The sequence below is a fragment of the Asanoa ishikariensis genome (assembly GCF_900107455.1).
In the GTDB taxonomy this organism is placed as follows: Bacteria; Actinomycetota; Actinomycetes; order Mycobacteriales; family Micromonosporaceae; genus Asanoa; species Asanoa ishikariensis.
Genome location: NZ_FNQB01000005.1, coordinates 347,716 through 366,896 on the forward strand (window position 1 = coordinate 347,716; position 19,181 = coordinate 366,896).

22 protein-coding genes and 1 tRNA gene are annotated in these 19,181 nt (G+C 69.3%); 16 read left to right on the plus strand and 7 right to left on the minus strand.

Translation table 11 applies throughout. The annotated features are described in order from the left end of the window. Window positions 1–456: a hypothetical protein gene (locus BLV39_RS38475; protein ID WP_090803608.1), complete on the plus strand. Its 456-nt coding sequence runs from the start codon at window positions 1–3 to the stop codon at window positions 454–456. A 76-nt stretch (window positions 457–532) separates the two neighbouring features. Here the strand turns inward: BLV39_RS38475 and BLV39_RS38480 are convergent, their stop codons facing one another. Further along, a complete protein-coding gene (locus tag BLV39_RS38480; RefSeq protein WP_090804103.1) occupies window positions 533–1,297 on the minus strand; it encodes an SDR family NAD(P)-dependent oxidoreductase in 765 nt (254 codons plus the stop codon). 12 nt (window positions 1,298–1,309) lie between these two features. Beyond that, window positions 1,310–2,314, minus strand: coding sequence for an NADP-dependent oxidoreductase (locus BLV39_RS38485; RefSeq protein WP_090803610.1), 1,005 nt, complete (start codon window positions 2,312–2,314; stop codon window positions 1,310–1,312). 180 nt (window positions 2,315–2,494) lie between these two features. Here BLV39_RS38485 and BLV39_RS38490 point away from each other — a divergent pair, with 180 nt between their 5' ends. Beyond that, window positions 2,495–2,908 carry a winged helix-turn-helix transcriptional regulator gene (locus BLV39_RS38490; protein ID WP_090803613.1) on the plus strand — a complete coding sequence of 138 codons (414 nt, stop codon included), beginning with the start codon at window positions 2,495–2,497 and terminating at the stop codon, window positions 2,906–2,908. Here the strand turns inward: BLV39_RS38490 and BLV39_RS38495 are convergent. Further along, window positions 2,905–3,408, minus strand: coding sequence for an HPP family protein (locus BLV39_RS38495; protein WP_204082972.1), 504 nt, complete (start codon window positions 3,406–3,408; stop codon window positions 2,905–2,907). The genes BLV39_RS38490 and BLV39_RS38495 overlap by 4 nt on opposite strands. Before the next feature lie 203 nt (window positions 3,409–3,611). On the opposite strand from BLV39_RS38495, the gene BLV39_RS38500 reads away from it, so the two are divergent. From BLV39_RS38500 to BLV39_RS38515, 4 genes are all read left to right on the plus strand, one after another. Next, window positions 3,612–5,639 (plus strand): PBS lyase, encoded by a 2,028-nt coding sequence (locus tag BLV39_RS38500; RefSeq protein ID WP_143050069.1) that lies wholly within the window; start codon window positions 3,612–3,614, stop codon window positions 5,637–5,639. Window positions 5,640–5,765: 126 nt separating this feature from the next. Next, window positions 5,766–5,945: a 50S ribosomal protein L32 gene (gene rpmF / locus BLV39_RS38505; RefSeq protein WP_090803619.1), complete on the plus strand. Its 180-nt coding sequence runs from the start codon at window positions 5,766–5,768 to the stop codon at window positions 5,943–5,945. Beyond that, window positions 5,942–7,063, plus strand: a complete 1,122-nt coding sequence (locus BLV39_RS38510; RefSeq protein ID WP_090803622.1) for a GTP-binding protein — start codon at window positions 5,942–5,944, stop codon at window positions 7,061–7,063. Before rpmF ends, BLV39_RS38510 begins: the two co-directional genes overlap by 4 nt. Next, a complete protein-coding gene (locus tag BLV39_RS38515; protein ID WP_143050070.1) occupies window positions 7,053–8,156 on the plus strand; it encodes a GTP-binding protein in 1,104 nt (367 codons plus the stop codon). The genes BLV39_RS38510 and BLV39_RS38515 overlap by 11 nt, the downstream gene beginning before the upstream one ends. 1,523 nt (window positions 8,157–9,679) lie before the next feature. Here BLV39_RS38515 and BLV39_RS38520 read toward each other — a convergent pair. Continuing rightward, window positions 9,680–9,940: a hypothetical protein gene (locus BLV39_RS38520; RefSeq protein ID WP_143050071.1), complete on the minus strand. Its 261-nt coding sequence runs from the start codon at window positions 9,938–9,940 to the stop codon at window positions 9,680–9,682. 180 nt (window positions 9,941–10,120) lie between these two features. Here BLV39_RS38520 and BLV39_RS38525 point away from each other — a divergent pair, with 180 nt between their 5' ends. Next, window positions 10,121–10,351 carry a GntR family transcriptional regulator gene (locus tag BLV39_RS38525; protein WP_090803630.1) on the plus strand — a complete coding sequence of 77 codons (231 nt, stop codon included), beginning with the start codon at window positions 10,121–10,123 and terminating at the stop codon, window positions 10,349–10,351. 71 nt (window positions 10,352–10,422) lie between these two features. Here the strand turns inward: BLV39_RS38525 and BLV39_RS38530 are convergent, their stop codons facing one another. Both BLV39_RS38530 and BLV39_RS38535 read right to left on the minus strand, forming a co-directional pair. Further along, complete coding sequence (locus BLV39_RS38530; protein ID WP_090803633.1) at window positions 10,423–10,608, minus strand: hypothetical protein; 186 nt, start codon at window positions 10,606–10,608, stop codon at window positions 10,423–10,425. 9 nt (window positions 10,609–10,617) lie between these two features. After that, the gene (locus BLV39_RS38535) at window positions 10,618–11,349 is read right to left on the minus strand and encodes a GntR family transcriptional regulator (protein WP_090804106.1); all 732 of its coding nucleotides are present in this window, start codon (window positions 11,347–11,349) and stop codon (window positions 10,618–10,620) included. Between the two features lie 129 nt (window positions 11,350–11,478). Here BLV39_RS38535 and BLV39_RS38540 point away from each other — a divergent pair, with 129 nt between their 5' ends. From BLV39_RS38540 to BLV39_RS38565, 6 genes are read left to right on the plus strand one after another with little or no spacing between them, the layout of a single operon-like run. Further along, a complete protein-coding gene (locus tag BLV39_RS38540) occupies window positions 11,479–12,483 on the plus strand; it encodes a Gfo/Idh/MocA family protein (RefSeq protein WP_090804109.1) in 1,005 nt (334 codons plus the stop codon). A 54-nt stretch (window positions 12,484–12,537) separates the two neighbouring features. Further along, window positions 12,538–13,524: a sugar ABC transporter substrate-binding protein gene (locus tag BLV39_RS38545; protein ID WP_090803636.1), complete on the plus strand. Its 987-nt coding sequence runs from the start codon at window positions 12,538–12,540 to the stop codon at window positions 13,522–13,524. Next, complete coding sequence (locus tag BLV39_RS38550) at window positions 13,521–14,561, plus strand: ABC transporter permease (protein WP_090803637.1); 1,041 nt, start codon at window positions 13,521–13,523, stop codon at window positions 14,559–14,561. Before BLV39_RS38545 ends, BLV39_RS38550 begins: the two co-directional genes overlap by 4 nt. Further along, window positions 14,558–15,346 (plus strand): ATP-binding cassette domain-containing protein, encoded by a 789-nt coding sequence (locus tag BLV39_RS38555; protein ID WP_090803638.1) that lies wholly within the window; start codon window positions 14,558–14,560, stop codon window positions 15,344–15,346. Before BLV39_RS38550 ends, BLV39_RS38555 begins: the two co-directional genes overlap by 4 nt. Next, on the plus strand, window positions 15,343–16,284 hold the full coding sequence (locus BLV39_RS38560) for a Gfo/Idh/MocA family protein (RefSeq protein WP_090803641.1): 942 nt from the start codon (window positions 15,343–15,345) through the stop codon (window positions 16,282–16,284). The genes BLV39_RS38555 and BLV39_RS38560 overlap by 4 nt, the downstream gene beginning before the upstream one ends. An 8-nt stretch (window positions 16,285–16,292) precedes the next feature. Then, window positions 16,293–16,868 carry an O-methyltransferase gene (locus BLV39_RS38565; RefSeq protein ID WP_090803643.1) on the plus strand — a complete coding sequence of 192 codons (576 nt, stop codon included), beginning with the start codon at window positions 16,293–16,295 and terminating at the stop codon, window positions 16,866–16,868. Here the strand turns inward: BLV39_RS38565 and BLV39_RS38570 are convergent. Beyond that, the gene (locus BLV39_RS38570; RefSeq protein ID WP_090803646.1) at window positions 16,862–17,272 is read right to left on the minus strand and encodes a RidA family protein; all 411 of its coding nucleotides are present in this window, start codon (window positions 17,270–17,272) and stop codon (window positions 16,862–16,864) included. The two genes, BLV39_RS38565 and BLV39_RS38570, sit on opposite strands and share 7 nt — an antisense overlap. Window positions 17,273–17,394: 122 nt before the next feature. Here BLV39_RS38570 and BLV39_RS38575 point away from each other — a divergent pair. The 3 genes from BLV39_RS38575 (at window position 17,395) to BLV39_RS38585 (ending at window position 19,088) form a co-directional block, all read left to right on the plus strand. Next, window positions 17,395–17,478, plus strand: a tRNA-Leu gene (locus BLV39_RS38575). A gap of 114 nt (window positions 17,479–17,592) precedes the next feature. Next, the gene (locus tag BLV39_RS38580; protein ID WP_143050072.1) at window positions 17,593–18,063 is read left to right on the plus strand and encodes a hypothetical protein; all 471 of its coding nucleotides are present in this window, start codon (window positions 17,593–17,595) and stop codon (window positions 18,061–18,063) included. Then, the gene (locus BLV39_RS38585) at window positions 18,060–19,088 is read left to right on the plus strand and encodes a tyrosine-type recombinase/integrase (RefSeq protein WP_090803652.1); all 1,029 of its coding nucleotides are present in this window, start codon (window positions 18,060–18,062) and stop codon (window positions 19,086–19,088) included. The genes BLV39_RS38580 and BLV39_RS38585 overlap by 4 nt, the downstream gene beginning before the upstream one ends. Window positions 19,089–19,181 lie beyond the last annotated feature (93 nt).

The following is a 19,181-nucleotide window of genomic DNA, read 5'->3' on the forward strand; positions in this document are numbered from 1 at the left end:
ATGCACGTGGCCCACTATCTCGGCCTGCTCCACCGAGCCGAGGCCAACCTCGCTGACGCCTACCGGCAGGTCGGCGCAGCCCACGCCGAGGAAGCCGACGTGCACCACCTGACCGGCAGGCTGGCCGCGCAGTGTGACCAGCACGTCGAGCGGCTGGCGCCGTTCGTCGAGCGGTACGCGCAGGAGGCCCCGCAGGAGCCAGAGCGGCTGCACGCGGAGCTGTTCGCCGGGGCCCGCGGCGGTGGCCTCGGCGTGCTCCGCGACCTGCACGACCTCTACCTGATGGCGTCTTACGCCGACATCACCTGGACCGTCCTCGGCCAAGCGGCCGCTGGGCTGCGCGACGACGACCTCGCGACCGCCGTCGCGGAATGCGAACAGGACACGTCGATCCAGCTGTCCTGGTTGCGTACCCGGATGAAGGCAGCCGCACCGCAGGCACTCGTGGTGGCGTAGAGGCGCGGGTCAGTGCAGATGTCAGAGGCGAGTCTTCGCTAGAACAGCCACCCCAACCCCGCGCGTGCGACTGTCCTTAGGCCGCGGTCATGCCACCGTCGATCGCTAATGCGGCTCCGGTGATGAACCTGGCTTCGTCGCTGAGTAGGAATGCCACGAACGCGGCGATCTCCTCCGGTTGCGCGATCCGCCCGACCGGGTGCAGTGCGCCGGCGGCGCGGATGCTGTCGGCCGGGTTGGCGCCCATGGCGCCGCGCAGTAGCGGGGTGTCGACGCCTCCGGTGATGAGCGCGTTGATTCGTACGCCGGCCGTGGCCGTGTCGAGTGCCGCCGATCGGGTCAGGCCGACGACGCCGTGTTTGGCGGCGCTGTAGGAGGCCATTCCGACCGCGCCTGTGACGCCAAGGTTGGAGGCGTTGTTGACGATCGCGCCGCCGCCGGCGGATTGTAGGGCGGGAATTTGGTACTTGAGTCCGAAGAAGACACTGTTGAGATTGAGGGCCAGGTCGGCGCTCCAGGCGTCCTCGGTGATGTCGGCGACGGGGCCGTACGCGGTGGCCGCACCCACGTTGTTGAACGCGCCGTCGATCCGGCCGTAGTGCTCGACAGCCGTGCTCACCAACCGCTCCACCTCCGCCCCGACGGTGACATCGGTAGGCACGAAGAGCACATCCCGGCCCTCACCGTGCAGCGTGGCGGCCAGGGCCTCACCTGCTTCGCGGCCGCGTGCCGCCAGGACGACCTTCGCGCCTTCGGCGCTGACCCGCTCCGCGACGGCGCGGCCGATGCCGGAGGTGGCCCCGGTGATCAGAATGACTTTGTCGTGAAAGCGTGTGGACATCATTGTTCCTCTTCAGTTTGCGGAATGCGGGTGGTCGAACGTGAGGACGAGCCGCCCCCGGACGCCGCCGGCCTCAAGTCGGCGGTGGGCTTCGTGGGCCTCGGCGGCGGGAAGCGCCTTCGCGACCCGCGGCGTGAGCGCACCGGACTCGGCGTGGCTGCGGATCTCGTCGAGCTTGTCCGTCCGGCCGGCGTAGTCGGGCACGAACGGCGATAGCAGGGTGATCCCGCGATCGCTCACCGAGTCGTAGCCGCCGGGCTCCTCGGCCTGGCGGAACCGGACCAGCGTGCCGCCGTCCCGGACGGCGTCGATCAACCGCGGCCCGAACAGCGCCACGTCCGCGACGGCGTCCACGCCATCGGGATAGCGCGCCCGGATGCGGTCGACGACGTCGGGACCGCGGGCCACGACCTCGGCCGCACCGAACTCGCGGACGAGGGCTTCGTCGGCCGGGGCGGCGTCGGCGATCACGGTGATCCCGGCGCTGCTGGCCAGTTGGACCAGGTAGCTGCCGAGCGTTCCGGCGGCGCCGATCACCGCGAGGGTCGAGCCGGGCGCGAGGCCCAGCTGGTCGAGTGTCAAGAGTGCGGTCAGTCCGTTCATCGGCAGCGTGGAGGCGGCCTCATGGCCGACGCCCTCCGGCGCACGGACCACCCAGCTGGCCGGCAGCACCACGTACTCCACGTAGCTGCCGCCGCTGTACGCGAGGGTGCCATCGGGGGCGGGGGTCAGCGGCAGGAGCATCGCCATCACCGGGTCGCCGACGGACAGGTCGGTCTTCGTCCCCGGGCCGATCTCGTCGACCACGCCGGCCACGTCCATTCCAGGCACGTACGGCCCAGGCGTCCCGGACATCGCCCACGCGAGCCCGCCGGACCGAATCAGCGTGTCCGACGGGCTCACGGCGGCCGCGTGCACACGGACCCGCACCGTTCCGCGATCGGCGTGCGGTTCCGGCAGTTCGAGGACCCGCAGGACGTCCGGTCCGCCGAACTCATATAGGCCAACAGCTCGCATGGCTGGTACCCCTCCGTAGTGGTGTCCATCACGTACCTAGTATTTGATCCGTACTGCCTCCCCGAGTGTGCGGACTACCCGCGGCATCGACAAGAGAGCACTTCAAGGTGCCTAGGTATCAGCGGAGGTACCGTGCGGATGGCTTCTCGACACGGTGGTATCTCTCGTATACTCCTTGCCATGGCCCTTCCGATCACATCCGTGTCCGACGACGCGGCACAGGAACTGTGCGGGCGAGGGCGCGAGCTGGTTCGAGACGTACTCGAACGGATCGGCGACAAGTGGTCCGTGGTCATCATTTGCCAGCTGGGCCACTCCACGAAGCGGTTCAACGAGCTTCGGCGACTGAGCGAGCCCATCACCCAACGCATGCTCAGCGCCACCCTGCGCGGGCTGGAACGGGACGGCCTGGTGACCAGGACTGTCCAGGACACCAAGCCGCTGCGGGTCGACTATGCCCTGACGCCGCGCGGCATCAGCCTGCTCGGCGTCGCGCAAAGCCTCGCTGGTTGGGCCGTCGACAACGCCGCCGGCATCCAGGACTCGAGGACGGCCTTCGAAGCGCGGGAGGCGAGTCAACCGTCCGCTCGTTAGCGCGCCGACCATAGGGGCATGTCGGTACCCGTCACCCGGTTGAACAGCCAGTCCACCGCGGTCACCAGCACCACCGCTCCGGCCGCGATCAACAGCTGGGTCGGGGTCGTGAGCAGGCCGAGACTGACGATCAGAGTGGTGGCGCCGGCCGGCGGATGAGAAGCCCGCAGGACAAGAAGCACCAGCGTCGTCACGGCCAACGACGCGGCAGCGGCCCCGATCCGGGGACCAGTCACGCCGCCCTCCAGCACCGACGGGCGGTCGGTCAACCCGCACGCGACGAGAAAGCCGTACCCGGCCAACAGCGCCACGGCATGCCCGATCAGCGTGTTCCGCGGCGACGACTCCGGCGCCTTGGGACTCTCCAGGTGGAGCATGATCGCGGGCCCGAGGCTCGGAAACAACCATGGCTGATGGGTGAGTGCAGCCACCCCACCGGCAATCGCGATCGCCACCGCACTACCGACGAACACACGAGTCGGCCCGCGCAGGTCCGACACTCCACTGCCTCCTACCAGGCGCGGACACTTGGCACCACTATCCCCTTCTGGACGCCTTCCCGAGCTCGGTTCGACGATCTACGTGAGCGCCGACCCCGGCTGAGGGGAGTGCCGTCCCAACGATCGCGTGACGCGGACCCGTCCGCGGTGGTGGCAGGCTACGGCCGGCGTCGAATGTCGGGGGTGTCCGGCATGATCCTCGCGTGACGGCGACTGGGGATCTGCTCGCAGGGGTGGACGAGGTGCGATGGGGCCGGATGCGGCACGCGTACGGTCCGGCGGTGGAGGTGCCCGATCTTCTGCGCGGTCTGGCCGCGGCCGACCCTGCGGCTCGGGAGACCGCACTTGACGCGATGTACGGGAGCATCCACCACCAGGGCGACGTGTACGCCTGCACGGTCGCGGTGATCCCGTTCCTGCTGCGGATCGTCGCGGACGTCGGCCGGCCAGGCCGCGGCGAGATCGTCGAGCTACTCGCGAGCATCGGCGGCGCGGACGATCCCGAGCCTCGACCCGGGCTCTACGGGCAGGCGAGGCAAGCGGTCTCCGAGGCCTACCCGCTGTGGACGGCACTGGTCCACGATCCCGACCCACGGGTCCGTGCCGTCGTGCCGGCCGTGCTGTCCGTCTGCGCCGAGCAGGCGACCGATCGCTTCGGCCTCTTGAGGGACCGGTTCGCGGTGGAAGAGGACCCGCAGGTGCGGACCGCGATCGTTGACGGCGCTGCGAAAGTCGCCGAGACACCGGCGATCGGCGGGTGGCTCGCCGACCTGCTCGCCGACGACGACGAGGACGTGCAGGTGCGGGTGACCGCGCTCGCCGCGCTGACGCGGCTTGGTGTGCCGACGGTGCGAGCACGCACCGCGCTGGACCTGCTCAAGGCCGTGTACACGCGGGGAACGCCGGTGGTGGAGCCAGCCGGATTCACGACCGACACCCTCATCGGCTCGGTGCGCCGTCGGCGCGAGAACGCGGCCGTCGGGCGCCAGGCCCCGCAGGCGGAGCAGTTGGTGCGCGCGGTCAGCGACGGTCTGGGCGACCGGGTGGAGGACCGCGTCACCCTGCTGTCCACGCTGCTGGCCTCGCCGCACTGGGAATGCCGGTTCGACGCCATGTTCCCGGCGGGCAACCTCATCGACGGATGGCGTGGGTCCTTCGCTCCGCTCGTGGCTCTGGTCGGTGACCGGCTGCGCGACGACCACCCGGGGCTGCGGTCGAGGGCTACGCAGGTGCTGGAGGACCTGGGCGAGCTGGCCCGCCCCGCGGCCGACTCCCTGTTCGGCGCTCTCTCACTGTCCCCTCGCGAGGCGCATCACTCGGCGATGGACAGCGACTTGCCGTGGGTGGTGGAGTGGGCGCACGGCATGCCCACGGTCGGCTCGGCCCTGAAGGCGTTGGCCGGCACCGGTGACCCTCGGGCGTTGCCGATGCTGCAATGGGCGCTCGAACGTCGCCGGCTGCCACGCGATGTCGGACAGCTCGTCGGCGGCTACGGTGCGCGGGCCAGCCACCTGCTGCCGATCATCCGCCGCCGCCTTCGCAGACTTCGCGACGACGAGCGGCGCGACAACCTCGCGTACGCGGTCGGCGCTATGGGCCCGGCCGCGGCGGAAGCCGTGCCCGACCTGATGAAGCTGCCGGCGAGCTCGGCAGTCGTCCGGGCCCTCGCGGCCATCGGCCCGGCCGCGGCCCCGGCCATGGGCTGGCTACGCGAGCAGGCCGCAGCCTCCGACGGGTCGGTCGCCGCGACCACTGCCGAAGCGCTGTATGCCGTCGGCGGTGACGTCGCCGCGGCGTTGGCCGTGTACGACAGGCTCCTCGGCGGGGATCAATACGATCAGCGCGCCGCTGCGGACGGACTCGGCCGGTTGGGAACCCACGCCGCCTCGCACGCGGGCCAACTCCGCAAGCTTCTGCGTCGCAAAGACGCCTACGGCTGGCTCCGGCTGGCCGCGGCCCGTGCGCTGTGGCACGTCGCCGGCGAGACGTCGACCGTAACACCGGTGCTCGAGCTTGTCTGGGATGCCAACCCACACACCCGCACAGGGATCGCGCAGGTGTGGTCGGACATGGGACCCGCCGCCGACGACGCCAGGCCGCTGCTGATCGCCGAGCTCGCCCGCGTACGCCGGCACAACGCTGGCGGGCCGGGTTCCAGCTCGGCTCAGGTCGTCGACGACGAGCACCTTCTCCGTGCGTGCCGGGCCGCGTTGACGGCCATCGGCGGGTAACAGGGAAGCACCGGAAACGCGCCGGTGACGTCACAGACGTTGGACATGCGGCCGACTTTACAATGAAAACCGTTTTCAACAAGATGGGAGGGTCACGTTCCCGAACCGATCGGCGAGGTACCTGCAATGGCTGTGCCCAAGCGGCGTCTGTCGCGCTCCAACACCCGTCACCGTCGCGCGCAGTGGAAGGCGGCCCTACCGACCGTCGTCGACTGCCCCTGCACGCGTCGCGAGAAGGTGCAGCCGCACCGGGCCTGCACACACTGCGGGCTCTACCGCGGTCGCCAGGTCATGGCGCCCAAGTGACGACCCCCGCGCGCCGGCTCCCGGTCACCGTTCTCTCCGGCTTTCTCGGCGCCGGCAAGACGACGCTGCTCAACCATGTCCTGGCCAACCGGGACGGCCAGCGCGTGGCGGTCATCGTCAACGACATGAGCGAGGTCAACATCGACGCGACGCTGGTACGTGACGGCGGGCAGTTGTCCCGCACCGGGGAGCGCCTGGTCGAGATGACCAACGGTTGCATCTGCTGCACCCTGCGCGACGACCTGCTCGACGAGGTGGCCCGCCTCGCACGCGACGGTCGCTTCGACTATCTGCTCATCGAGTCCAGCGGGATCTCCGAGCCGATGCCGGTGGCCGCCACCTTCGCGTTCGGCGTCGATGACGAACACGTGCTGGCGGGCGGGCTGTCGGCCTATGCGGACGACGACCGTACCGTCGCCGATTTGCTCGTCGATCAGATCGAGTTCGCCGATGTCATCGTCGTGAACAAGACCGACCTCGTGGCCACCGACGAACTCGCGCGCGTCGAGGCGTTGATCACCCGGCTCAACCCGCGAGCCCGCCAGATCCGCGCGGCGTTCGGCCGGGTGCCGCCGGAGGCCCTCCTGCACACCGGCCGCTTCGACATGGCTGCGGCCGAGTTGGCCCCCGGCTGGATCGCCGAGCTCAACGGCGAGCACATACCCGAGACCATCGAGTACGGCATCAACAGCGTGGTGTTCCGCGCCCACGAGCCGTTTCACCCGCAGCGGCTCTGGGACCTGCTCGAGACCGCTGTCATCCGGTACGGCGTGCTGCGGTCCAAGGGTTTCCTCTGGCTGGCCACCCGTCCGGACGTCCAGGCGCTGTGGTCGCAGGCCGGCCCGAACGCCCAGTGCGAACCGGCCGCGATCCCGGTCGCCGCGTCCGGCGAGTGGCCTCAGGATCCCGCCGAACGCGCCGAACTGGAGCGTGACTGGCACCCGATCTTCGGCGATCGCCGCCAAGAGCTCGTCTTCATCGGTGTCGACCTGCCGTTCGACGAGTTGCTCGAGGGCCTGCGCCGGTGCCTGCTGACCCCAGCGGAGCTCGCCGGGGGAGAGGATTCGTGGCGCGCCTTGCCGGACCCCTTTCCGCGATGGGACGACCGTGGCATCTGAGAGCGGGCCGCTGGTGGTCATGGTGTTCGGGTTTCGGCCCGACATCTGCGCCGCCGTGGCCGAGACATTGCGGGACCGCGAGGGGCCCACCCGAGTGGTGCACTACGAGACGTTCGGGCGGGCCGGTCATGGCGCCCTCCCGGAGGCGGTGGTTCGCGACCTACGCACCCTGGCTCACCGCCCGGACGATCCTGACGTGATCGCCGTCCTGCCACAGTCCTGCGAGCCCGACCAGCTCCGCGCCGCCTGGTCGGCGTCGAGCGACGGTGGGGCCGCCCGGCTCGGCACGATGGTCACCGCCGTCGCGGCCGACTGGCTGCTCGACGGGCTGACCAACGACGACTCGCTGCGGTCCGTCGACCTGCAGCACGGCGCCGACGACGACCGGTCGATCGGCGACCTGGTGGCGCGGCAGATCGAGCAGGCCGACGTGGTGGTCACCGCCGACAAACCGGCCGACGCATGGGAGTACGAGCAGGTGCGCGTCCTGCTGCATCGCATCGCGCCGTGGCCGGGCCACCTCGACGCCGACGACGGTCGCCTTTCCGCCCTGCTCGTCCGGCCGGGCCACCATCGCGTCCCGCCGTCGCCGACCACCCGGGGGCTGAGCGGCATGGTGGTCGGCGTCCACGAACCGCTGCCCGAGCACGGCGTGACGTCCTGCGTGTTTCGGGCCCGCCGCCCGTTCCACCCCGGCCGGCTCCACGACGCCCTCGACGACCTCACCGACCAGGTGCTGCGCTCCCGCGGCCATTTCTGGCTCGCCAGCCGACCCGACCTGGTCCTGTCCTGGGAATCCACGGCCACTGTCACTATCGGCCCGGTCAGCGGCTGGCTGGCCGACCTGCCGGACGGGCACTGGCGCGACGTCGACCCGCAGCGCCGCCTCTTCGCCGCCTTCGACTGGGATCCGTACTACGAGGACCGACACCACCACCTGGCATTCGTCGGCCTCGACATGGACCCGGTCGGCATACACCGCACGCTCACCCGCTGCCTGCTCACCGACGAAGAACTGTCCTGCGGCGAGGACGGCTGGCGGCGACTTCACGACCCGTTCGAACGGGCGTACCCGGCATCAGCCCAGACCTGACCGCGGCCGCGCAAGATCGATACCTGCTCTTTCGACCATCCCGCCCGGCCGTTCATCGTCTCGTTTCTAGGCGCACGTAGCGTGAGGCGACTTGGAGGGTCGATGGCTATCGGGCAGCGTCCACGCGGACCGCGTCTCGTTCTGGTCGCCAGCGTATTCGCGGTCGGGCTCGCGTTCATCTGCAGCTGATCCGCGTATTCGCCCTCGACGAATAGACCTTGCGCGATCGGATCGGTCTCGAGAGCCAGTCGCCGACCGGCGACGGATGCGGTGTGACGTTCGACGAGATCCGCTTCGTAATCGAACGCCTCACCGACCTCCGTGACGGCTCATGAATCAGACGGTCTTGGTCAGTCCACCGTCGGTTCTAACAGCGCCCAACACGTGTCCCCGCGAGGTGAGACAACTCAACAGACGCGGATCGGGGTAGCCGACGGGCTCCTCATCGCCGAGCGGTTACTCCGTCTTCCCAGAGCGGTATGCGGCTGTTTGGGCTGCGTGGGTTCGCCGGTGGCATGCCATTGCAGCCCAGGGGCCCCCACGTCAGCGCCGAGCGTCCAGACGCCACGACCCAACAGCCCAACAGCCCAACAGCCCAACAGCCCAACAGCCCAACAGCCCAACAGCCCAACAGCCCAACAGCCCAACAGCGCCGCGCCCTGTGGCACCCAACGGCGCGACGCCACAACCCAACAGCACGACGGCGTGACCCAACAGCACGACGGTGCGACCGCACACCCCATGTTGGGGAAACCAATGTGTGATGGCGCGCCGCGGGCGTGACCCAACAGCCCTTTGCTGTGAGGTAACCGTTGAGTACCTCGCTCGCAAATTCGGTCGTTGGCGACCCAACAGGGAACCCTTTGGACCGACATTGGACCGTGCAGCAGGCTTGTGTCGGCCGCGCAGGGACCCGCTGACGAGTTGAGCTGCCTTAGCTGGAATCGATCACCCCAGCGCCCCAAAGACACTCATATCGCTAGCTGCTCGACCGAAACTAGGGAAGTACCTCCTCATCGCACGTAAGGCTTCACCCTGGCGGTTGATCGGGCAACCGTCTGAGCGTGCGCCAGCAATGAGGGCCTTGGGACGGGTCGGCCTGGACCCGATCCTGTTGTCGGCCCTGAGCCCGGCCCAGACTCCGCGTCGCCAGGCCGGGGCTGGGCCGGGTCCACCCTGCCCAACACCCCAGGTAGACCTAGTTTATGTCGAGCCGCCCAGTAGCCCGACAGCTCCTTGAGCAGGAGCTCCCCCCGGCAACTCACCGCTTTCGTTCATTGCCTACAGCCGCCGTCCCCCCGCGCAGCCGGATTTAGCTGATATCTCGGACCGCGTTGACGCGAGTGACGCCCGCCGCCCGAGTCGCTCGATCTCGAAGGTGGCCGAGCAGAGATCGTGAACGGCCCAGGCGTAAAGGGGGCCTCGACCGTGAAGGTCGAGGCCCCGGAGGGTCTGTACCGTGCACTCCAGCCGGGTGCCAACTCGGGAATCGAGTGCATGGCCAGACCGTGGCCACTGTTTGATCAAGCGGACAGCAGTTTGCCGAGAACCTGGTTGAGCATCTCGGCTTGTGCTCCCGAAACAGTGATGACGGTCGTCACGTCGTCGTCCGTCAAAGCCAGCTGGACCAGCGTCATGGCATGTGCATCGAGCCTGAGCAGTGTTGCCTCAATGCCTACGAGGTCGTTGGCGTTGCCGGCCGACACTGGTTGCGATACATGCATGCCGGCCGTGTGACAGTCTGCGCGTTCGCACCATGGTGGGTGCTCGGCCAGTCGCTCCACTGTCCGTCCTCCCTGGTCTGTCGGGGCAGCGAAGCGCCGCTAGACGGTATGAGCGTGGGTCCGCCATTGTCGCTTCGACACGGGATGAGCTTACGATGACCTGTACATCCTGTACAGCCTGTCTATTGAACAAACACCATAGACAGGTTGGCCCGGATGGACAAGTGACAGCATCGGGGCGTGATCGACGAGTGGGCGCCAGAGCCGTTCTTTGAACAGCTCGCCAACGTGCTCCGTTCAAAGATCAATTCGGGGGAGTGGCCGCCCGGTCACAAGCTCCCATCCGAGACCACCTTGCAGCAAACGTACGGAGTAGCGCGAGGAACCGTTCGTGCCGCCCTGGACGTGCTCCGCGAAGAGGGTCTCGTGGTGACATTCGTCGGACGCGGGACGTTCGTCAGCCCCAAATAGAGACGACCAACTGACGCGGTGGCGGGTATTACCCCGCCGCGCCTCGGCGGCGCGGATGACGTCCGGGGCGGTCAGCGTGAACGGAGCCGGCGGGCGGCGACCACGACCAGCCCGGTGGCCAGCGCCGTCACCACGAGCATCACCACGAAGCCGCTCCAGCGGCCGGGCGCGCTCAGGCCGTTCTGGAAGCCGGTCACCGTCATGGCGACCGAGGCCAGCCACACCAGGGCGACCAGGGCGAGCAGCGCGCGGTTCATCGCGGCAGCCTAACGCTCGTCGATGGTGACGTCGATGGTGTAGTCCCGCGCGCGGTAGCTGTGATCCCCGTATTCCACGGCGACCCCGGCCGCGTCGAAGGCGCTGCGGGTCATCGTCAGCACAGGCTCGGTCGCCTTGAGCCCGAGGTGTCGCCGCTCGAACGCGGTCGGGGTGCGGGCGCCGATCTCCTGGTGCGCGACCACCGCCCGCACGCCGCGCGCCCGCAGCAGTGGATAGAGGCCGTGGGAGGTGAGCTCCTCGCGGGTCACGCCGGCCGAGCGGGGCGGCAGCCAGTTGCGCAGCAGCGCCAGCGGCTGGTCGCCGGCGAGCCGCAGCCGCACGATCGAGAGCAGGTCGACGTCGGGCGGCAGGTCCAGCTCCGCCGCGATGCGTTCGTCTCGCACGAGCTCGTGTCCGAGCACGACGGTGCTCGGGTGACGGCCGGCGAGGTCGTCGTACAGGCTGGTCAGGCCGGCCCGCCGGTGGACCTTGCGGTTGGCGACCGTCGTGCCCAGCCCGCGCCGGCGCAGCAGCAGGCCCTGGCTGACGAGCTCCGCGATGGCGCGCCGGACGGTCGGTCGGGACAGGTCGAGGCGGGCGGCGAGGGCGATCTCGTTCTCGAACGGGTCGCCGGGCTGCAGGCGCCCGTCGTCGATCGCCGCACGGAGCTGTTCGGCGAGCTGGTGGTAGAGCGGCACCGGCGACGAACGGTCGATCGTCACGGCCACCTGTAGGGCCATGAACCGCACTTTACCTCGCCACATCGATTGACCTGACGTAAAAATGTTGGAACAAATGCTTGACCGTCATATCGACCAAAGTGCACGCTACCCCCAGTCCTCGACGGAGCGACGGAACAGGTGAACGCGATGCGCATCGGCCTGGTAGGGGTAGGAAGGATCGGCGCCTTCCACGCCCGCACGCTGGCGTCACTCGACGCCGTCGACGAGCTCGTGGTCACCGACGCGGATGTGGACGCCGCCCGCTCGCTGGGTGCCGAGCTCGGCGTCGCGGTTGCCGACGACACCACCGCCCTGCTCGCCGCCGGCATCGACGGCCTGGTGATCGCGGCCGCCACCCCCGCGCACGCCGCGCTGCTGTCCGAAGGGGTCGCCGCCGGCATACCCACCTTCTGCGAGAAGCCGGTCGCCGCCACCCTCACCGAGACCCTCGCGTTGACGACTCTGGTCGAGCGGTCGGGCGTACCCGTGCAGATCGGCTTTCAACGTCGGTTCGACGCCGGCTACCGGCGGGTCCAGGCGGCGGTGCGCGCCGGCGAGCTCGGCTTCGTCCACACCATCCGGGCCAACACCCACGACCAGGCGCCGCCGGCCGCGACCTACATCGCCACCTCGGGCGGCATCTTCCGCGACTGCTCGGTGCACGACTTCGACGTCGTACGCTTCGTCACCGGACACGAGGTGGCCACCGCGTACGCCACGGGCGCCAACCAGGGCGCCGACTTCTTCACGGCGGCCGGCGACGTCGACACCGGCGGCGCCCTGCTCACCCTCGATGACGGCACCATCGTGCTGGTCTCCGCGACCCGCTACAACGGCGCCGGCCACGACGTCCGCCTCGAAGTGCTCGGTGAGAAAGGCTCACTCGGCGTGGGCCTGGACCACTCACTCGCCCTCGACTCGGCCGAGTCCGGCGTCAACTTCCCGGCCGGCCCCCGGCACTGGTCCTTCATGGACCGTTTCCAACCCGCGTACCGGGCCGAGTTGGCGGCGTTCGTCGACGTCGCCCGCGGCGCCGCACCGTCACCGTGCACCGTCCGCGACGCCCTGGAGGCCTTCCGGGTGGCCGAGGCGTGCGAGCTGTCCCGGGCGACCGGCCGCCCGATCGCCCTCGCGGACATCACAGGCGCATGAACCCAATCCGTACCCGCCCCGACGACGCGGCGGATGGAGAGAGGCAGACCCGAAATGACGCACAAACTCCGGACGTCCTTGCTGGCGATCGGTGCCGCGGCCGCGCTCACCCTGGCGGCATGCAGTTCCAGCGGCGGCAAGCAGGAGACCGCTGAGGCACCCGCCGCCGGCGCCGCCACCACACCGCGAATGACCGTCGCGTTCATCACCCACTCCGGTCCCGGCGACACGTTCTGGGACCTGGTCCGCAAGGGCGCCGAGGACGCGGCCAAGAAGGACAATGTGGAGCTTCAGTACCAGGCCGACCCGGACGGTCCCGGCCAGGCCAACCTGGTGCAGTCCGCGATCGACAAGAAGGTCGACGGCATCGCGGTGACGCTGGCCAAGCCCGACGCGATGAAGGCCAACGTCACCAAGGCCGCGCAGGCCGGCATCCCGGTGGTCGCCCTCAACGGCGGCATCGACGCTTGGCAAGGCATGGGCGTGCTCGGCTACTTCGGCCAGGACGAGAAGATCGCTGGCCGGGCAGCCGGGCAGAAGATCACCGCAGACGGCGGGAAGAAGGCCCTCTGTGTCATCCACGAGCAGGGCAACGTCGGCCTCGAGGCGCGCTGCGACGGCGCCAAGGAGAGCTTCCCGAACACCGAGAAGGTGTACGTGACGGGCACGGACATGCCCGGCGTCCAGGCGGCGATCACCTCGAAGCTCCAGCAGGACAAGGCCATCGACCGGGTGCTGACCATGGGCGCGCCGTTCGCGCTGGCCGCCGTGCAGTCGGTCAAGGACAGCGGCAGCCAGGCCAAGGTGGTCACGTTCGACACCAACAAGGAGCTCGTCGGCGCCATCAAGGCCGGCACGGTGCAGTGGGCCGTCGACCAGCAGCCGTACCTCCAGGGCTATCTCGCCGTCGACAGCCTCTGGCTCTACAAGACCAACGGCAACACGATCGGCGGCGGCCAGGCGACACTGACCGGGCCGGCGTTCATCGACAGCGGCAACGTGGCGTCCGTCGAGCAGTACGCCAACAACGGCAAGCGGTGACCACGACAGCCCCGCTGGCGACCCAGGACGACCGGGTCGCCAGCCGGCCGCTCGCGGCCCGCCTGCTCAGCCGGCCCGAGGTCGGCTCGCTGGTCGCCGCGGTCGTCATCTTCCTGCTCTTCATGGCCGTCGCCGAGCCGTTCCGCAACGTGGCCAACATCGGGACGATCCTCTATGGAGCGTCGACGATCGGCATCATGGCCGTACCCGTTGCCCTGCTCATGATCGGCGGCGAGTTCGACCTGTCGGCCGGCGTCGCGGTGACCACCGCGGGCCTGTCCGGGGCGCTGCTCGCCTGGAACTTCGGCCTCAACGTCTGGGTCGGCGTGCTGCTCTCGCTGGTCCTCGCGGTCGCGATCGGGGCGTTCAACGGCTGGCTGCTGTTGCGCACCGGCCTGCCGAGCTTCCTGGTCACCCTCGGCACGTTCTTCATCCTCCAGGGCGTCAACCTCGGCGTGACCCGACTCGCGACCGGCAACGTGGCCAGCGCCGGCATCAGCGACATGGACGGCTTCGCCAGCGCCCACGCCGTCTTCGCGTCGCAGGTCACGATCGGCCCGATCAACTTCAAGATCACCATCTTGTACTGGCTGGTGCTGACTCTGATCGGTGCGTACGTGCTGCTGCGTACCCGAATCGGGAACTGGATCTTCGCGGTAGGCGGCGACGCGGCCGCGGCCCGGGCCGTCGGCGTGCCGGTCCGCTCGACGAAGGTCGGGCTGTTCATGGCTGTGGGCTTCTGTGCCTGGCTGTCGGGCATGCACCTGCTGTTCCAGTTCAACACGGTGCAGTCGGGCGAGGGCGTCGGCAAGGAGTTCATCTTCATCATCGCGGCGGTCATCGGCGGCTGCCTGCTCACGGGCGGCTACGGCTCGGTGGTCGGCGCGTCGATCGGCGCGCTCATCTTCGGGATGGCCCAGCTCGGCATCAACTACGCCGGCTGGAACCCGGACTGGTTCCGCACCTTCCTCGGCGTGATGCTGTTGCTGGCGACGATCGTCAACCTGTACGTCAAGAGGCGGGCGGACCTGCGATGACCATCCTCGAGCTGGAGAACGTGGGCAAGAGCTACGGCAACGTGCATGCCCTGCGCGGGGTCAGCCTGTCGGTGCGGCAGGGCGAGGTCACCTGCGTACTGGGCGACAACGGCGCCGGCAAGTCGACGTTGATCAAGATCGTATCGGGCCTGCACGCCCACACCTCCGGGTCCGTGCTGCTAGACGGTCAATCCGTCCACTTCGGATCACCACGGGACGCGCAGTCTCAGGGCATCGCAACCGTCTATCAGGATTTGGCGCTGGCGCCGCTGATGTCGGTGTGGCGCAACTTCTTTCTCGGCAACGAACTGCGCAAGGGCTTCCTGAAGACGCTCGACATCGCCGCGATGAAGCGGATCTGCGCTTCCGAGCTGTCGAAGATGGGCGTCTCGGTTCCTGACCTGGACCGGCCGGTGGCGTCGTTGTCCGGCGGGCAGCGGCAGTGTGTGGCGATCGCGCGAGCCATCTACTTCGGAGCCCGGGTCATCATCCTCGACGAGCCGACGGCCGCGTTGGGGGTGAAGCAGTCCGGGGTGGTGCTGCGCTACGTGGTGAAGGCCCGCGACGCCGGCCTCGGCGTCATCTTCATCACCCACAACCCGCACCACGCCTATCTGGTCGGCAACCACTTCGTCATCCTGAAGCTGGGCCGGGTCGTGCTGGACGCGCACCGCGACGAGCTGACCCTGGACCGACTGGCGGCGGAGATGGCCGGCGGCGACGAGTTGGCGGAGCTCAGCCACGAACTGCGCGGCGTGGCGGTGCCGCCGGACACTGCTTCGTGAGCGGTCCGCTGCGCGTCGGAGTGGTCGGCGTCGGTGTCATGGGCGCCGACCACGCGCGTCGGCTCACCTCCCGAGTTACCGGCGCGGTGTTGGCGGGCGTTTCTGACCCCTTTCCGGGGCGGGCGGGGGCCGTTCTGCCGGGCGTGCGGGTGTTCTCGTCGGCGCTCTCGCTGATCGGTTCTGCCGACGTGGACGCGGTGCTGATCGCTTCACCTGGCGCGGCCCATGAGGAGCAGGTGCTGGCCTGCCTGGCGGCTGGGAAGTGGGTGCTGTGCGAGAAGCCGTTGACGTTGACGGTGGCGTCGGCGCAACGCCTGGTCGCGGCCGAGGCTGCCCTGCCACGCCCGCTGGCCCAGGTGGGCTTCATGCGGCGCTTCGACCCGGCGTACACGCGGCTCCATGGGTTGTTGCCGTCGTTGGGCCGGCTCCTGCTGCTGCACAACATCCACCGCAACGTGTCGGCCCCGGCGTCGTTCACGTCCGAGATGATCGTGCGGGACTCGCTGGTGCACGAGGTGGACATCTGCCGGTGGCTGTTCGCGGACGAGATCGCGTCGGTGAGCGTGCTGTCGCCTGCTGCTTCGGGGCTGGCTCCCTCAGGCGTGCAGGACCCGCAGGTGGCCATCTTCCGGATGGCGGGCGGCGGCATCGCGACGACTGAGGTGTTCGTCAACAGCCAGGTGGGGTACGAGGTGCGCTGCGAGGCGGTAGGTGAGACGGATTCGGCATTCGTGCCCGCCTCGCCGGCGCCGGACTTTCTGGTGCGCTTCGCACCGGCGTACGACATCGAGGTCCAGGCTTGGGTCTCGGCCTGTTCGCATGGTTTCGTAGGTGGACCAGGCCTCCAGGATGGACTCGCGGCCACCGCGGCGAGCGAGGCAGGCGTACGGTCGTTGCGGAACGGCGGCACGCCGGTCGCCGTCCGTGACTTCTCCTGAGGTGCGCGATGGACGAGCCGATGCAGGCCCTACTCGCTGAGCTTTACGCCGACGGCGTGCACCACGACGCCGCAGAGCCCGACCGTTTCCTGCGCCGCCGCAACCTTGAACCGGACACCGCCGCACTGCTGGCGCAGCTCGTCCGCCTCGTCGGCGCGCGGCGAGTGGTCGAGATCGGCACGTCCAACGGGTACTCGACGATCTGGCTCGCCCTGGCGGCGCGCGATGTCGGTGGTCGGGTGGTCAGCGTCGACACGCAGGAGTGGCCCGGGCTGCGGCAGAACCTGCGTCGCGCGGGCGTGTCGGTGGATCTCCGCCTGCTCGAGGCCGGCGCCTATCTGGCGGACCTACCGTCAGGGAGCGTCGACATGCTGTTCCTGGACGCGGAGCGGGTGGAGTACGCGAGCTGGTGGCCACACCCGCTGCGGGTGCTGCGCCCCGGGGGAGTGCTGGCGGTCGACAACGTCCTGTCCCACCCGTCGGAGGTAGCCGATTTTCTGGCGCTGGTGGCTGGAGATCCGCGGTGCCGGTCAGCGACGGTCCCGGTGGGGAAGGGCTTGTCGGTTACGTGGCGGGGTCACTGATCTTTGGTTAGTGCCGCGGTGACGTCGAGCTCGATCAGCTGGCCGGGGAAGCCGAGCCGGGAGACGCCGAGCAGGGTGCTGGCAGAGGTGAAGGCGGGGGCGAGCGGAGAGTCGAGCAGGCGACGCCAAACGTCCCCGAGGCTACGGTCGGCGTCGTCGGTCACGTAGATCACGGTCCGGACGACGTCTTCGGGGGTCGCGTTAACGCTAGCGAGAGCGGCTCGGGTGTTGGCGACGACCTGGTCGACCTGCGCGAACACGTCACCGCCCCCGACGAGATCGCCGGCTTCGTCGAGCGGACACTGACCAGCGAGGTAAGCAGTCCGCCCGGCGTCGACGACAGTGACATGGTGATAACCGGGCGTATGGTGCAAACCCTCAGGATTCAACCGGATGATCGTCATGCCAGGCAGTCTCCGCCGGTACGGGAGTGACACGCGAGCGGTTTTGCCCCCCGAGTCGCCGCCCCCAACCTGTCGTGTACAGTTTCGCCCGTGCGTCCCGGTAAACTGGGTGCACGCAGCAAGTCCGGGTGGCGGAATGGCAGACGCGCTAGCTTGAGGTGCTAGTGCCCGTATAGGGCGTGGGGGTTCAAGTCCCCCCTCGGACACAGATTTTCCGCGCTGGTGCGCAAATTCAGGTGTGCGTGTTCAGAGATCTCTGAACACGCACTTTTGCTTGTGACGATGCCGTCGATCGATGCCAGGCGGCGGGGGTGGCCGTCGTGACCGCCTCGTTGGTGCCCGCCGTCCTGCCCCGCACACCGGGGTCGGCCGCCACCGCCGGAAGACATTCTCTGCGGCTGGGTCCGTTGCCGTTGCCGGTGTTGGGCCCGGACGGCACCCGGTTAGCCGACACCGTCTACGCGTTGACCGCGGTGGACAGGAGCGGGCGGATCGGCGCCCGCGGCATCCTGGCCGAGCTCGGCTGGCTGCCGGGGACCCGGCTGGCCGTCAGCGAGCGCGCTGGGGTGATCACCCTCCGAGTCGCGGGTGAGGGCCGCTCCCGGGTGGACCGCCGCGGCTACCTCATCCTTGCCCTCACGGTGCGCCGCTGGTGCCGGCTGGCCACTGGGGATCAGCTGCTGCTGGTCGCCGATCGCCGCACCGCGGTGGTGACGGGATACCCGCTGCCGGTCCTTGACCGGCTGCTGGACGCCGCGTCTGCCGCCGGCCACGGGGGTGCTCAGAAATGAGCCAGAGTTTTGGACGGGACGCGGACCTGGCGGCGGCCCGGCTGCTGCTGGAACGGATGGGCATCTCTCTCGATGAGCTGACGGCGGGGCGGGGGACCGATCGGGCGTTGCCGACGTTCGCCGAGTACGTGCCGGTGGTCGCGGCGGCGGTTTCCCCGGGCACCCGCAAGGCGTACAGCTCGTACTGGAAACGGGTCGTGGAGCATTGGGGCGACCGGCGCCTCGACGAGCCGACACCGACCGAGATCGAAGCGCTCCGCGGCCGGATCCAGGCCGGGGTCGTCGCCCGCCGCAACGGGCGGGGCGGCCGGTCGGCGGCCGAGCATCTGGTGGCCGCGCTGCGCTGCCTGTATCGGCGGGCCGAGGCGGACGGCCTGATCCGCGAATCGCAGAACCCGGCACGGAAGGTCGCGAAGCCTCGCCGGCTGCCCAGCACCCGCCGCGCCGTCGGTGACGCCCGCCTCGCGGAGATCAACGCGGTGGCGGCCATCTCCGGCGACGACCCCGTCTTGGACTGCCTGCTGCTGCGCCTGCACACCGAGACCGCCTGCCGCCGCGGCGGCGCACTCGCGCTCCGCCCACGCGACCTGGACCCGCAGCTGTGCCTGATCTACCTACGGGAAAAGGGCGGCACGACCCGATGGCAGCCCGTCTCCCCGACCCTCATGCGGCACCTGCTCGCCCACCACGGCGAGCGCGGCGACGGTGACGCGAACGGCAGTCTGCTGCGCTACCGCAACGGGCGGCCGTTGACCTCCCGCCGCTACGACCACCTGTGGCACCGCATCGGCAGCCGCCTGCCCTGGGTCCGCACCCAACAAATCAGCACGCACTGGTTGCGGCACACCACCTTGACCTGGGTCGAGCGCAACTACGGTCAGGCCGTCGCCCGCGCCTTCGCCGGCCATACCGACGGCGGGAACAGCGGATCGACAGCCTCCTACGTCAAAGCAAGCCTTGACGAAGTGGCAATGGCCTTGACCGGGCTGACCGGGGAGACACATCCACTGATCAACGCCGGGTGACCTATCCGGACAGCCGTACCCTGGCCACGCCCACAGTGATGAGGTCGCTGCTGTCGCGGCCGGTTCCAGATTTGGCGGGCGCGCTGCTTCTGC